The sequence below is a fragment of the Mucilaginibacter lappiensis genome (assembly GCF_900155965.1).
Classification (GTDB): domain Bacteria; phylum Bacteroidota; class Bacteroidia; order Sphingobacteriales; family Sphingobacteriaceae; genus Mucilaginibacter; species Mucilaginibacter lappiensis.
Genome location: NZ_FTMG01000007.1, coordinates 316,319 through 330,509, shown reverse-complemented (window position 1 = coordinate 330,509; position 14,191 = coordinate 316,319). Strand labels below are relative to the sequence as shown.

At 40.4% G+C, this 14,191-nt stretch carries 12 protein-coding genes; 2 read left to right on the top strand and 10 right to left on the bottom strand.

All coding sequences use genetic code 11. The features are described from left to right. Nucleotides 1-407: 407 nt before the first annotated feature. Both cysN and cysD read right to left on the bottom strand, forming a co-directional pair. Nucleotides 408-1,652: a sulfate adenylyltransferase subunit CysN gene (gene cysN, locus BW976_RS15755; RefSeq protein WP_076374261.1), complete on the bottom strand. Its 1,245-nt coding sequence runs from the start codon at nt 1,650-1,652 to the stop codon at nt 408-410. A gap of 88 nt (nt 1,653-1,740) precedes the next feature. After that, complete coding sequence (gene cysD / locus BW976_RS15750) at nt 1,741-2,646, bottom strand: sulfate adenylyltransferase subunit CysD (protein ID WP_076374285.1); 906 nt, start codon at nt 2,644-2,646, stop codon at nt 1,741-1,743. A 331-nt stretch (nt 2,647-2,977) separates the two neighbouring features. Between cysD and rfbA the strand changes: the two genes are divergently transcribed. Then, the gene (rfbA, locus tag BW976_RS15745) at nt 2,978-3,838 is read left to right on the top strand and encodes a glucose-1-phosphate thymidylyltransferase RfbA (RefSeq protein WP_076374260.1); all 861 of its coding nucleotides are present in this window, start codon (nt 2,978-2,980) and stop codon (nt 3,836-3,838) included. Here rfbA and miaA read toward each other — a convergent pair. From miaA to BW976_RS15705, 8 genes are all read right to left on the bottom strand, one after another. Further along, entirely contained in the window at nt 3,833-4,753 is a 921-nt protein-coding gene (gene miaA, locus BW976_RS15740) for a tRNA (adenosine(37)-N6)-dimethylallyltransferase MiaA (protein ID WP_076374259.1), read from the bottom strand. The two genes, rfbA and miaA, sit on opposite strands and share 6 nt — an antisense overlap. Nucleotides 4,754-4,916: 163 nt before the next feature. After that, nucleotides 4,917-5,573, bottom strand: a complete 657-nt coding sequence (locus BW976_RS15735) for an IS1096 element passenger TnpR family protein (protein WP_076374258.1) — start codon at nt 5,571-5,573, stop codon at nt 4,917-4,919. A gap of 34 nt (nt 5,574-5,607) precedes the next feature. Then, complete coding sequence (locus BW976_RS15730; RefSeq protein ID WP_076374257.1) at nt 5,608-7,026, bottom strand: CCA tRNA nucleotidyltransferase; 1,419 nt, start codon at nt 7,024-7,026, stop codon at nt 5,608-5,610. Nucleotides 7,027-7,198: 172 nt separating this feature from the next. Further along, nucleotides 7,199-7,765: an L-threonylcarbamoyladenylate synthase gene (locus BW976_RS15725; RefSeq protein WP_076374256.1), complete on the bottom strand. Its 567-nt coding sequence runs from the start codon at nt 7,763-7,765 to the stop codon at nt 7,199-7,201. Continuing rightward, nucleotides 7,758-8,747, bottom strand: coding sequence for a glycosyltransferase family 9 protein (locus tag BW976_RS15720; RefSeq protein WP_076374255.1), 990 nt, complete (start codon nt 8,745-8,747; stop codon nt 7,758-7,760). The genes BW976_RS15725 and BW976_RS15720 overlap by 8 nt, the downstream gene beginning before the upstream one ends. A gap of 98 nt (nt 8,748-8,845) precedes the next feature. Next, nucleotides 8,846-9,661, bottom strand: coding sequence for a 2,3,4,5-tetrahydropyridine-2,6-dicarboxylate N-succinyltransferase (locus BW976_RS15715; RefSeq protein WP_076374254.1), 816 nt, complete (start codon nt 9,659-9,661; stop codon nt 8,846-8,848). 162 nt (nt 9,662-9,823) lie between these two features. Then, nucleotides 9,824-10,546, bottom strand: a complete 723-nt coding sequence (locus BW976_RS15710; RefSeq protein WP_076374253.1) for a LytR/AlgR family response regulator transcription factor — start codon at nt 10,544-10,546, stop codon at nt 9,824-9,826. Beyond that, on the bottom strand, nt 10,543-11,610 hold the full coding sequence (locus BW976_RS15705; RefSeq protein WP_076374252.1) for a sensor histidine kinase: 1,068 nt from the start codon (nt 11,608-11,610) through the stop codon (nt 10,543-10,545). The genes BW976_RS15710 and BW976_RS15705 overlap by 4 nt, the downstream gene beginning before the upstream one ends. 239 nt (nt 11,611-11,849) lie before the next feature. On the opposite strand from BW976_RS15705, the gene BW976_RS15700 reads away from it, so the two are divergent. Continuing rightward, complete coding sequence (locus BW976_RS15700; RefSeq protein ID WP_084192213.1) at nt 11,850-14,177, top strand: TonB-dependent receptor; 2,328 nt, start codon at nt 11,850-11,852, stop codon at nt 14,175-14,177. The last annotated feature ends 14 nt before the right edge of the window (nt 14,178-14,191 follow it).

The following is a 14,191-nucleotide window of genomic DNA, read 5'->3' as shown; positions in this document are numbered from 1 at the left end:
ATCACTGGTAAAGGTCTCAAACCAGCGTACCGGACTGTTTTCCAATCCTACAAATACCTTACGCGAGCCGATATCTATACCGGCTGCATGATGATGCATCTTTTCCATCCTGTTGACTTATCGTTAATAAGCCGTGCCCGAAGGAGTGTAAAGAAAAAGACAGGCTACCCATCGGACAAACACAGTTAGTGTTGTACCATACCCTTAGACTCATTGCTTCAGAACCATACTCAGGGACAGGCAAAAATGCACTATAACTTAGACGGCCACACTGCACGGCTTTGCAAAGATAATGTCATTGAACCCTTAAAGGCCCCCGGATTTTAAAACTCAGGGTGACAGCCCCGCTTTTTATGATATTATTGACTTATGTTCTCTAATCATGAGCCATTACCGTCTTCAGGGGACTAAACCAGTATTGTTCCCGCAGCTACAGTTTCGTTAGTAGCTTCGTCAACCAGGATGAGTGAGCCGGTAATGCGGTTTTTACGGTATGCGTCAAATACAACAGGCTGGGTAGTACGCAAGCGTACGCGTGCCATCTCATTCATTTTGATATCGCCGGCATTTTCCAGTTTTTCCATGGTGTTGATATCTAGTTTGTAGCTTACCTCTTTAATAATAGCCATTACCTCTCGGGTAGTGGATTTTAAATGGTATTTAGCACCTGGGCGTGGCCCTTTGGTGCCCATCCAGCAAAGCATCACTTCCAGATCCTGGCTTACTTCTGGTTCGCTATCATCTTTTACGATCATATCTCCGCGACTGATGTCAATATCATCTTCCAATGTAATAGATACGGACATCGGTGCAAAGGCCTCTTCAACCGAACCCGAATAGGTATCAATAGATTTAATAGCAGATGTTAAACCCGATGGCAGAACAGTAATTTTATCACCCGGTTTAAATATGCCACCGGCAATCCGACCTGCGTAACCACGATAATCATGATATTCGGCTGCATGTGGGCGTATTACGGTTTGTACCGGGAAACGGGCATCTGAGTGGTTCTCATCACTGCCTATGTGGATAGTTTCCAGGGTGTGCAACAGGCTCTCGCCTTTATACCAGGGCATGTTTACAGAATCGTTCACCACGTTATCACCTTCCAGCGCACTGATAGGCACATAACGGATGTCGGTAACATCAATCTTGGCGGCAAAATCTTCGTATTGTTCAACTACCTTGTTAAATGCTTCTTCGGAATAATCAACGAGGTCCATTTTATTGATACATACAATAATGTGCGGTATCTTTAATAGCGATGCTATAAAAGAATGCCTGCACGTTTGTTCCACAACACCTTTGCGTGCGTCTATCAGTACCAAAGCTAAATTGGCGGTAGATGCTCCGGTAACCATGTTACGGGTATATTGGATATGCCCCGGAGTATCTGCAATTATAAACTTACGTTTAGGGGTAGCAAAATAACGGTAGGCAACATCAATGGTAATACCTTGCTCCCTTTCAGACCGTAAGCCGTCGGTAAGTAAAGAAAGATCAATATGTTGTAAGCCCTTTCTTTCGCTCGACTGCTTGACGGCCGCCATCTGATCCTCAAAGATCGATTTGGAATCGTATAATAACCGACCAATCAGCGTGCTTTTTCCATCATCTACACTGCCGGCTGTTGTAAAACGTAATAGTTCCATTTTAAATGCTAAACTCTAAATACTAAACTCTAAATCCGTGAATTCGGAGTCGGACAAAAATCCGAAATCGAAAATTCGAATTCCGAAATTAAAAATAACCTTGTTTTTTTCTGTCTTCCATAGAAGTATCGGAGCGTTTATCGTCGCTTCTGTTGCCACGCTCGGTGCTGCGGGTGGCTGATACCTCTGCTACAATTTTTTCTAATGTATCAGCGTCTGATTCAATACCACCGGTTATAGTGATATCGCCCAAAGTGCGGAAACGCATCAGCTTATTCTCAATTTTCTCTCCCTCACGTAATGCTAAAAACTCAGATGCAGGCAACCAGGTACCATCGCGGTAAACAGCTTCGCGGTTATGAGCAAAGTAAAGAGAAGGGATGGGGATGTTTTCCTGCAGGATGTAATTCCAGATATCCATTTCGGTCCAGTTACTTATCGGGAATACCCTGAAGTGCTCGCCCATGCGCTTACGACCATTGAAAATGTTCCAAAGCTCGGGGCGCTGGTTTTTGGGATCCCATTGGCCAAATTCATCGCGGTGCGAAAAGAAACGTTCTTTTGAACGCGCTTTTTCTTCATCGCGGCGGGCACCGCCAATAGCCGCGTCAATTTTGTGGCTCTCAATCGTATCCAGTAATGAAACTATTTGTAGTTCATTGCGGCTTGCGTTAATGCCACTTTCCTCAACAGCACGGCCTTTATCAATAGCTTCCTGTACCGAACCAACTATAAGTTGTACGCCCAGATCGGCCACCAGGCTATCCCTGAATGCCATAGTTTCGGGAAAGTTATGCCCGGTATCAATATGGATAAGGGGCATAGGTATTTTGGCAGGCCAAAAAGCTTTACGAGCCAGGTGAGTTACCACAATGGAATCTTTTCCGCCGGAGAACAATATGGCAGGGCGATCAAACTGGGCTACAACTTCACGTATAATGTATATAGCCTCTGATTCTAATTCCTGCAGATGAGTAAGATAATATTTATGCATTTTAAAACGAAAATCCGCTAAATCCACCTAAATAGTAGTATTTGGCAATCAAACTGCAATATTAGCAAATTATGTGCATTTTATCGCTATTTAATCTATTTTAAACCTGAAAATTAGCGCCCTTGATTATAAACCTCAATGGATGTTAGAAATTGAAAGAGCAGGAACAAGGATAGGGAATATGACGAATATGTTATTAGTATATTAAACTAAATAAAGTTAAAGAGCAATAATAATATTCTACCGTTAAAATATGTTATTATAGCAACCTGAGTATAGGTTATGCGTAAAAAATAATTACTTTTAAAAATCTATCATACAAATCAATCTAATGAAAGGAATTATTTTAGCGGGAGGATCAGGTACGAGGCTTTATCCAATTACCAGGGCAATAAGTAAACAGCTGATGCCTATTTATGATAAACCTATGATCTATTATCCATTATCGGTTTTAATGCAGGCAGATATCAGGGAAATATTGATCATTACTACTCCCGAAGATAACGAAGGGTTTAAACGCTTGTTGGGTGACGGAGCCGAACTGGGATGTAAATTTGAATATGCTATACAGGAAAAACCAAATGGCCTGGCACAAGCTTTTGTAATTGGTGAGAAATTTATTGGTAACGATAAGGTTGCACTGATATTAGGCGATAACATATTTTACGGTACAGGTTTTAGCGAATTGATACGTAGCTTTAATGATGTGGATGGCGCCGCTATTTTTGCTTATCATGTGGCCGATCCGGAAAGGTATGGTGTGGTTGAATTTGACGCAGATTTTAAAGCTTTGTCTATTGAAGAAAAACCAACTCAGCCCAAATCAAAATTTGCAGTACCGGGATTGTACTTTTATGATAACAGCGTTATCCAGATAGCTAAGGATCTTAAACCTTCGCCACGTGGTGAATATGAAATTACCGATGTAAATAAATATTACCTGGAGCAGGGAAACTTGCATGTAGGAGTAATGGATAAAGGTACCGCCTGGCTGGATACCGGAACTTTTGACTCTTTAAGCGATGCTACCGAATATGTACGCGTGATTGAAAAACGGCAGTCGACTAAAATTGGTTGTATTGAAGAAGTAGCTTATCGTCGTGGGTTTATTGACGACGGGCAATTAAAATTGCTGGTGGCCAAGTACATTAAGAGTGGGTACGGCGTTTATTTGCAAAGCCTGTTATCATAAAATTGTATCAATAGTACTGATCATTTGATCGAGTACATCCCGGTCGCTGGCCTGGAACCAGTGAAAGGAACTGTCTTTACGGAACCAGGTGAGTTGCCTTTTGGCAAATCGCCTGGTATTTTGTTTTATCATTTCAATGGCTTTTTCCAAGCTGGTTTTACCATCAAAATAATCAAATAATTCGGCATAGCCTACGGTGTTAAGGGCGTTAAGGTGACGGGAGGGGAGTAGTGCCTCTACCTCGGCTAATAATCCCTGTTGTGCCATCAGGTCAACCCGGTCATTAATACGGTTATATAATACCTCACGGGGTAGGTTGAGGGCCAGTTTAATGATATTAAATGGACGTTTGTTTATGGTGGCCTGCCGGTATGACGAGAAAGGTTTGCCCGAACTTTCAAAAACCTCCAAAGCCCGGATGATGCGTTGGGGGTTACCCAAATCTACCTCGTTATAATAAACAGGATCCGCCAATAGTAATTCTTGCTGAAGGTGAACGATCCCTTTTTCTTCCAATTCCTGGTTTAGCTTTTCCCGGATAGCTGGGTCGGCTGTTGGCAGATCATCAAAGCCCTCGCATATCGCTTTAATATATAAACCCGAGCCTCCGGCCAAAACCACCTGGTCATTTGTTTTAAATAGCTCATCCAATAAAGCAAGCCCTTGTTTCTCAAAATCGCCTACAGAAAATGAATCGGTTATGGAATGTGAATCGATGAAATAATGTTTTACAGAAACTAATTCCTGCGTATTGGGTTTGGCAGTACCTATGGCCATTTCTCTAAAAAACTGCCTGGAATCGGCAGATACCACCACTGTATGATAGTGCTGAGCCAGTTTAATGGCTGCCACCGTTTTTCCCACAGCCGTGGGGCCTGCAACTACAATAAGAGTTTTGCTAGTGGGTTGGGTCATGAGATAAAAAATGTTATAAAAAAAATTGTCATTCTGAGCAAAGCGAAGAATCTATTCGGTAACAGATCCTTCGTTCCTCAGGATGACAAATTTATGAATTAACGCACATTGCTTCGTTCCTCGCAATGACGTATCGGCATGTTATTATTCTATTAAATTGTTATTAATAGTCATCGCCACCACCACGATGCGGGCGATCATCTTCTTCAAAGCCTTCGTCGTCGGCAAATTCATTACCAAACTCATCTTCTTCCTCTTCGGCCTCGTGTTTTTCTTCCGGTAGCTCGTCAACCTCAGTATCCGTTACTTCCGAAAAATCTTCAGCATCCTCGGGCGTAAAAGCCATCTCATTCAGGAAGTCGAAATCTTCGTTTGTGGGTGGTAATATGGTTGGGTTAAACACGTTACCAAATTGTTTTGGCGCTTCGCCAACAGATTTTATAACGGCAGGGTAAGTAGTACCCGGTGTTTCGTCAAGGATGATCTTCATCAGTTCGACATGGAAATCAAATGGACGATCGAAGTTAAAAGTGTAGTAAAATTTTTGATGCGGATCGTCAATAAAACTCAGCAGTTTTACATTGCTCATTAATGATACGCCACGGTCTATCCTTTTTTGATTGGGTAAATAAGTAATTTCTTCCCCCTTTGTCCATTGATCATTACTGATATAAAAAGAAGATGAAAACTCGGGATTGTAACCGGTTGACTGGTGTATTGCGCGGTGGAGATCCTCGAAGGTTTGATTTGATTTAACATCAATCTCTCTCATCACATCATCATAATCTTCGAAAGTTACCCTGAACCTGTATAGTGCCATTGTTTTTGTGAATTTTGGGGACAAAAATAATCTTTTAATTCAATTTTGTGTCTGCCACAACTTTTAAGCCAATTTCTAAACCTTTGGTAATTGTAAAGTTTAAAGCGGCTTCGCGGGTGTTTGGAATTTCGCCTTCCAGTATGGCTTCGCGTATCTGATTTTTGATAATTCCTACCTCACGACCTTCTTTAAGGCCGAAAAGCTGCATAATATCAGTGCCGGTAACAGGCGGCTGCCAGTTTCTGATGCTGTCACGTTCTTCTACATCTTTTAATTTTTGTTGAACAAGCTCAAAATTGTTACGGTATTTTTTTACTTTATATTCGTTTTTGGTGGTGATGTCTGCTTTACACAACAACATTAGCCCTTCAATATCATCTCCTGCCTCAAAAAGCAACCTGCGTACGGCCGAATCGGTAACAATAGATTGTGATAATACAATGGGGCGCAAATGGAGTTGTACCAGCTTTTGCACCTGTTTCATTTTTTCGTTAAGCGGCAGTTTTAACTGAGCGAATATTTTAGGTACCATGCGGGCGCCGCGATCTTCATGACCGTGAAATGTCCAGCCGTGACCGGGTTCAAAACGTTTGGTGGCCGGTTTAGCAATATCATGCAATATAGCGGCCCAGCGGAGCCAAAGATCGGTTGTAGTTTCACAAATATTGTCCAACACCTGCAAGGTATGATAAAAATTATCTTTATGACCTTTACCATCAATATAGTCAACACCGTATAAACCGCTCATCTGCGAAAAAATTTTATGCAGCAGACCAGTATCAAATAAATAATTAAATCCGATAGATGGTACAGGCGACAAGATGATCTTGTTCAACTCGTCGGTGATTCGTTCCTGCGATATAATACTAATGCGATCGACATTATTCTTAATGGCTTCTACAGCTATATCATCTATCCGGAAATTAAGCTGTGACGCAAATCGGATGGCCCTCATCATACGCAGCGGATCATCAGAAAAAGTTTCATTCGGATTAAGCGGTGTCCTGATCAGTTTATTTTCCAGGTCGTTTATACCGTTAAATGGATCGAGCAAATCACCGAATGTATCCGGGTGCAGGGAAATAGCCAGTGCATTGATAGTAAAATCACGGCGTTTCTGGTCATCCTCCAGGGTACCATCCTCTACTATGGGCTTCCTGGAATCGCGACGGTATGATTCTTTACGGGCACCTACAAACTCTACCTCCAGATCCTGGTATTTAAGTGATGCTGTACCGAAATTTTTATACACAGCAACTTTTACTTTCAGTTTAGCAGCTACACTTTCGGCAAAGACAATACCGTTGCCTATAATTACTATGTCGATATCTTTTGATGGGCGATTAAGGAAAATATCGCGTACAAAGCCCCCGATAGCATAAACCTGCAGATTGTGTTGTGCTGCAAGTTTTGATATGATAGAAAATACAGGGTGCTGAAGGTGGGCTTTCATGTAAATAATAAAATTCTGAGCTCTAAAACCTAAATTCTAGAACGAAGGTCAAAGGTAATGGTAAATCCTAAGTTCTAAAACATAAAAAAAGAATCAAGAATTAAGAGCCAAGAAACAAAAGGGCATAGTTATTTTTTCTTGATTCTTGACTCTTATCTCTTGCCTCTATTTCCTATCTGCGTAGAAACTCAAACCGGCCATCAGGAGCCAGTTTCATAATGGTGGAGGGGTTTTTAATCTCTTTGCTGTGCTGATCAATATCTACCACGTAATCAACACCATCGATGATGTCCTGATCGATCTGTGAAAAATATTGTGGAGATGGTTTGCCGCTGATATTGGCGGAGGTTGACACCAGGGGCTTGCGCAATCGCTGTATCAATTGCTGGCAAAACTGGTGGCTGGTAACCCGGATACCTATACTGCCATCGGGCGCTATTAAAGCCGGCGAAATATTTTTAGCACCTGGCATAACCAGGGTCAATGGGTTTTCGGTGTATTCGATCAGGTCATAAGCCAGGGCATTAACTTCCTGTACGTAGCTTTCCAGTTTATTTTCGGTATCCAGTAAAATGATCATGCTTTTGGCTTCATCGCGTTGTTTCAGGCGATATATCTTCTGCACGGCCTCGGTATTGGTGGCATCGCAGCCAATACCCCAGATGGTATCGGTAGGGTACAGGATAATACCGCCTTCCTGTACTATTTTAAATGCTTTGGCAACTTCGTCTTTAAGCATAGTTGGTATATTGACTTAACGTGTTTATAATTTGCAATTCATCCAGCAGTTCCATACAACGCGGAACGCCATAAAGTTTACAGGTATTGCGCACACAAGGTTCGCAGGTTAGCTTACCATAACGCAATACAATTAAATTTTGTTTGTTATAAGGTGCCGTGTTATACTCGTTACCCGCACCAAATAATACAATAACAGGCGTGCCCACACTATTGGCCAAATGAGCCGGGCCCGAATCGGTTGTTAACATGGCCGCGCTTTGCGCCATCAGGCTGCATAAATCCGGCAGATGGGTTTTTCCTGCATAGTTTTCTAATCTCTCAGGGTTTTCAGAACCGGTAATAAGCTGACTTACAAAGTCTACCTCTTTAGGCGAACCGATCAAACCAAAAGTAATATCCGGAAAAGCAGCGGTTAATTTATTCAGCAGCCCCCGTCCTTTATCCAATGGCATCCTGCGTGATGATGCTTCGGAATTAAAATTGACCAGCACCCGGTTGTTTTGTTTGGGCTCTGTTACAGAGGCATTTAATTTTACCTGTTTATGAGCTATGGTTTTACCGGTAAATTGCTCCAATAAAGATACATATTCGTCAACCCGGTGCAGGTTAACTGGTTTTTTTAGGGAGTTGGTCAGCAAAAAAAAGCCGCCTTCTTTGCCAAAGCCCACCCGTTTTTTTGCCCGTGTAGCCCAGCCCATCACCAATGACGAAAGGGATTGGGGCAGATTAAAAAAGAGGTCGTATTTTTCGGCTTTTAGTTTTTTGCCAAAACGATAAACACCGCTAAGGCCACTAAAGTCCTGTTTTGAAAATGGGTGGATCTGGGTTATGCCTGGTATAAGAGGGGCTATATTACTGAGCTCTTTTTTAATGATCACATCGATCTGAGCATCAGGATAAAGCTGACCAACCGCGTTAACAAATGCGGTACTCATCACCACATCGCCAAGCCAGTTGGGCAGCCTTATCAGTATTTTCATGTTTTGAGATATGAGATATGAGATATGAGATATGAGATTATTTTTGTTATCCTTTATGCAGGAGTCTCAAATCTCATATCTAACGTCTCACATCTAAATTAAACCGCTACGTTATTTTCTCTTAACGCATCGTTCAATGATGTCTTTTTATCGGTTGATTCCTTACGGGTACCAATGATCAGGGCGCAAGGCACCTGGAAATCGCCGGCAGGGAATTTTTTTGTATATGAACCAGGGATAACTACCGAACGTGCCGGTACGCGACCTTTATATTCAACCGGGGTTGAGCCTGTTACATCAATGATTTTGGTTGATGCGGTTAAAACCACATTGGCGCCCAATACGGCCTCATGTTCTACATGCACTCCTTCCACCACAATAGCACGTGAGCCAAGGAAACAATTATCTTCAATAATAACCGGGGCGGCCTGTAATGGCTCCAGTACACCGCCAATACCAACACCACCGCTTAAATGTACATGCTTGCCTATCTGCGCGCATGAACCTACAGTAGCCCAGGTATCAACCATAGTACCTTCATCAACATAAGCGCCAATGTTTACGTACGATGGCATCATGATAACACCTTTTGCCAGGTAAGCGCCATAACGGGCAATACCATGAGGTACCACACGTACACCGGCAGCTTTATAATTGGTCTTCAATTTCATTTTATCATGAAAAACAAAAGGGCCAACTTTAATTTCTTCCATCTGACGGGTGGGGAAATACAGCACTACTGCTTTTTTGATCCACTCGTTCACATGCCAGCGTGAACCAATTGGTTCGGCCACACGGATCTCGCCTTTATCTAAGCGTTCAATAACAGTTTCGATAGCGGTGGTATATTCATTATAGTTCAGCAGATTCCTGTCTTCCCAGGCATCTTCAATCAGTTTTTTAAGATCTTGCATTGGTAAAATTAAACTTTTGGCAAATTAAAGGAATTTTAGGGAGAATTGCTTGAATTTAGGCGATTAGTAGCTAACCTTTTGAAACAAGATTTGATTAAGCTAAAGCTATAGAACTTAAAGCCTAATGATAAAGGTAAATCTTAAATAGTACAGAAGGGAACTTTACCTGCTTAATATTTTCTTGGTTACAAATTCGTCAAAAAAATAAGTGCGGTAGGCATTCCCGATAGATAATTCATACTTGCGTATGTTCACGGTATTATTATCAAAAGCAGTTATTTGATTAATGTTGATAATATAAGATTTGCTGATACGGGCAAAAAGGTTTTGAGGCAGTTGTTCATGAATGGTTTTAATGTTCATGGCCGTTATAACCTTTTGATCATCGGTTTGCATCACCACATAATCTTTAAGCCCTTCTATAAACAAAATGTCTTTAAAATAGATCTTAATATACTTTCGGTCGGCTTTAACAAAAAAATAATCCTCGGCGATGTTTTCAATTTTGTTGTTCGAATGATCTGATTTTAAAATATCCTGGTAAAACTGTGCTTTATTCACCGCTTTCAGAAAACGTTCATGCCGTATGGGTTTAATGAGATAATCAATAGCTTCAACCTCAAAGCCTTCTAATGCATATTCCGCATAAGCAGTAGTGAATATGAGCAAAGTTTTTGAGGGTATCATTTTGGCAAACTCCATACCACTGATCCCGGGCATTTGAATATCCAGAAAAATCAGGTCGACCTGTGTTTCATTGATGAATTTTGCCGCGGCATTAGCACTCCCAAAGCTATTAAGTAATTGCAAATTAGGAGTTTTACTGGCAAGCAGTTGGATAGCCTCTCGGGCTAAAGGCTCATCGTCCACAATAATGCAATTCATATAATAATCTTTAAGTCAACACTAAATTTATCTTTATCATCTTGAATTTGGAGAAAATGCTTTTCGGGATAAAGCAATTCCAATCTTCGCTTTACATTTCCAAGCCCCAAACCACCGTTCCCATTACCGGTTACTTCAATTCTGGGTTTTGAGTTGATACAATTAAAATTGATCTCGTTGTGCTTTACTTTAAAAAAAACGTGAATATAGGATGTGTTTTCTGCATCCATATTATGTTTTACTGCATTTTCAACAAAGGTAATAAAAAGGGAAGGGGATACCTGTACACCACTGATGCCTCCTTCTCTTGACATAATAAATTCAAAGTTGTCGCGCCGTATTTTTTCCAGGTTTAAAAAATCTTCTAAAAAATGGATCTCGGCAGTGAGCAAGACTTTGTTCCTGGTACTATCATAAAGTTGATAACGAAGCAGATCACTTAGCTTCATGACCACCTGCGACGCTTTTTCAGGATTGGTTTGCGTTAACACATTAACATTGTTGAGCATGTTAAATAAAAAATGCGGATTAATCTGATTTTTTAATTGCTCCAATTCGGCCTGTATGGTAACCGTTTCCAAATCATTAATCCGTTGGTTAACAATTATAGAATGCTGGAATAATTTAATTGCAGCAGATGCAGCTATCAGGATCAGAAATATTAACGTAATAAAAGTAAAGAGGAGGATACTGGTGTTTTCGTTACTTCCTTTATATTGAAGTTTAAAATAAGGATTGATCAGGTATCTCCCCGATACAAAAAATAACAATGCCACACTAAATAGCACCATTACCCACATAAAATATTTTACATAACTGGCATTGAATATAAAACGAGGTATCAATACATACATGTTAACATAAAACAGTGACAATAGGATCAGGAAGAAGGTGATTTTTAAATAAGTATTAACTGGTTCAATAAAGGTGTCTCTGGTGCTTGAAAATATTACTCCAAGAAATAAGATCAGTGCGATATGCCTGTAAACTCTATATTTTGCACTACTTAAAAATTGTATCAGCATGTCATTATTTAACTGCTTTGTATCGGTTTCAGGTTTCATTGGGATGTCTGGTCATTTAAAAATAGGTATTTTAAACAAGGTGTAAATTTTGTTTATACCAAATGTGTAAATTATTATACCAAATGTTAGTTTAATAATTTATTAATGCTCATTTGAATTTGCTTAACGCTTATGTTTTTTTAGTATAAGCGATAGTGCACTTGCTATAATTTATACGGGGTTTCGTATAAATTAAAATAGTTGGGTGATGGATACGGGTACCTTAGTGCTATATGCAAATGGCCAGCCCCCTCTTTACTATTTTCATAATACTGACCACCATTACCGCCTTTGCCCAGAAGAAGGCTACCATTAACGGAACCGTTAAGGATGCCGTTACCGGTGAAACCCTAATAGGGGCTTCCGTTACCCTTCAGGAATTTTCGGCAGTTGGAACGGCTACTAACAATTATGGATTTTATTCACTGTCCGTTACCGAAGGGGAATATACTTTATTATTTACTTGTGTTGGGTATAATACCATAGCTCAAAAAGTATCTCTTCATAAAAACCAGGTTGTTAATATATCCTTATCTCCCCAAAATGGTTTGCAGGAAGTTGTTGTGAGAGCCAAGCGGCTGAGTAATGAAAATGTGGTATCGCCCCAGATGGGGGTGGAGAAGTTGAATATGTCGCAAATTAACCAGGTACCTGTGTTATTAGGCGAAAGAGATATTCTGAAAACAATAACCTTATTGCCGGGCATCAAGTCGGCCGGTGAAGGTAATACTGGCTTTTATGTGCGTGGCGGAGGTTCAGATCAGAACCTGATCTTGCTGGATGAAGCCCCGATATATAACGCGTCGCACTTATTGGGTTTCTTTTCAACATTTAATTCTGATGCTATTAAGGATGTCAGTATCTATAAAGGGGGGATGCCTGCTGAGTATGGTGGCCGCTTATCTTCCGTTTTGGACATTAAGATGAATGATGGTAATGATAAAGATTTTGCTGTACAGGGCGGTATCGGCCTTATTTCTTCGAGAATCAAGGTTGAGGGCCCGCTTGTAAAAGATAAGGGGTCATTCATGGTAAGCGCCCGCAGAACATACATTGATCTTTTTTTAAAACTCACAACAGATACAAGTATAAGAGGCAACTCGCTTTACTTTTATGATGTTAATGCTAAAGCCAATTATCATTTTGATGATAAAAATGCTATCTATATTTCGGGTTACCTCGGTAAGGATGTTTTGGCTTTAAAAAATGTTTTAGGAACAAACTGGGGAAATAAAACCGGCACGCTCAGGTTTAATCATTTATTTAGCAATAGCTTGTTTTCCAATACCTCTGTAATCTACAGCAGTTATAACTTTGTTGTGGAAGGCCTTCAGAATGCTCAGTCGTTTAAAGCAACGTCTCAAATTAACGATATTAATTTAAAGGAGGATTTACAGTATTCGATTGGTTACCAGCATACGCTGAAGTTTGGATTCAATATACTGCAACATGATATCACACCAGGCGATATCACATCTCCCAAAAACTCAAGCTATAACGAAAGACATGTTGAAAAGAGGTATGATTTTGAAAACGCCCTATATGCAAGTGATGAGTGGAATATTAGTAAGCATTTAACCTTTCTTTATGGATTAAGATTAAGCGGGCTATTTTTGATGGGGCCGGGAACGTTTAAAACCTATGATGATGCAGGTAATACTATAAGTTCAAAAACATATTACTCCAGAAGCAACCTTGTAAAAAAATATATAAATCTGGAACCGCGCTTTACAGCTAATTATGTAATAGACGATCAAAATTCAATAAAGGCGTCCTATAATCGCAATAGTCAAAACATTCATTTGCTTAGTAATTCATCGAGCAATACGCCTACCTATTTGTATGTGATGAGCAGTAATAATATAAAGCCCGAGATCGCAGATCAGGTATCAACCGGTTACTTTAAAAATTTTAGCGATAATGCCTATGAATTTTCAACAGAGGTATATTATAAATGGATGCAGAACCAGATTGATTATAAAGATGGTTCCCAGCTTTTAGTTAATCAGGATGTAGAGTCGCTGCTCACCTATGGTACCGGCAGGGCTTATGGTATCGAATTGTTTTTGAAGAAAAAATATGGCCGTTTCAATGGATGGATAGGTTACACCTTATCACGTACGGAGCGGAAATTTGACGACATTAATAATGGGCATTATTATCCCGCGAGACAGGATCGTACACATGATGTTTCGGTTGTTGGCATTTATCAACTCAATAAACGTTGGGCTTTCTCAAGCACCTTTATTTATGGTACCGGTAACGCGGTTACTTATCCTACCGGAAAATATAGTTCGGGTGGACTCACCACTTTTTCTTATTCCCAACGAAACGGGCGTCGTCTGCCTTCATCTAACAGATTAGATATTGGAGCTACACTCGACGGAAAAGAACATAAAAGATATCACTCCAGCTGGACATTCAGTATTTACAACGTTTATGCACACAGAGATCCTTATAGTATAACATTCAGAGATAGCAAAACTGTACCTAATACTACAGAGGCGGTGGAGACAAGCATTTTTGCAACGCTTATTCCATCAGTTACCTGGAATTTTAATTTTTAAACTAAAACATGATC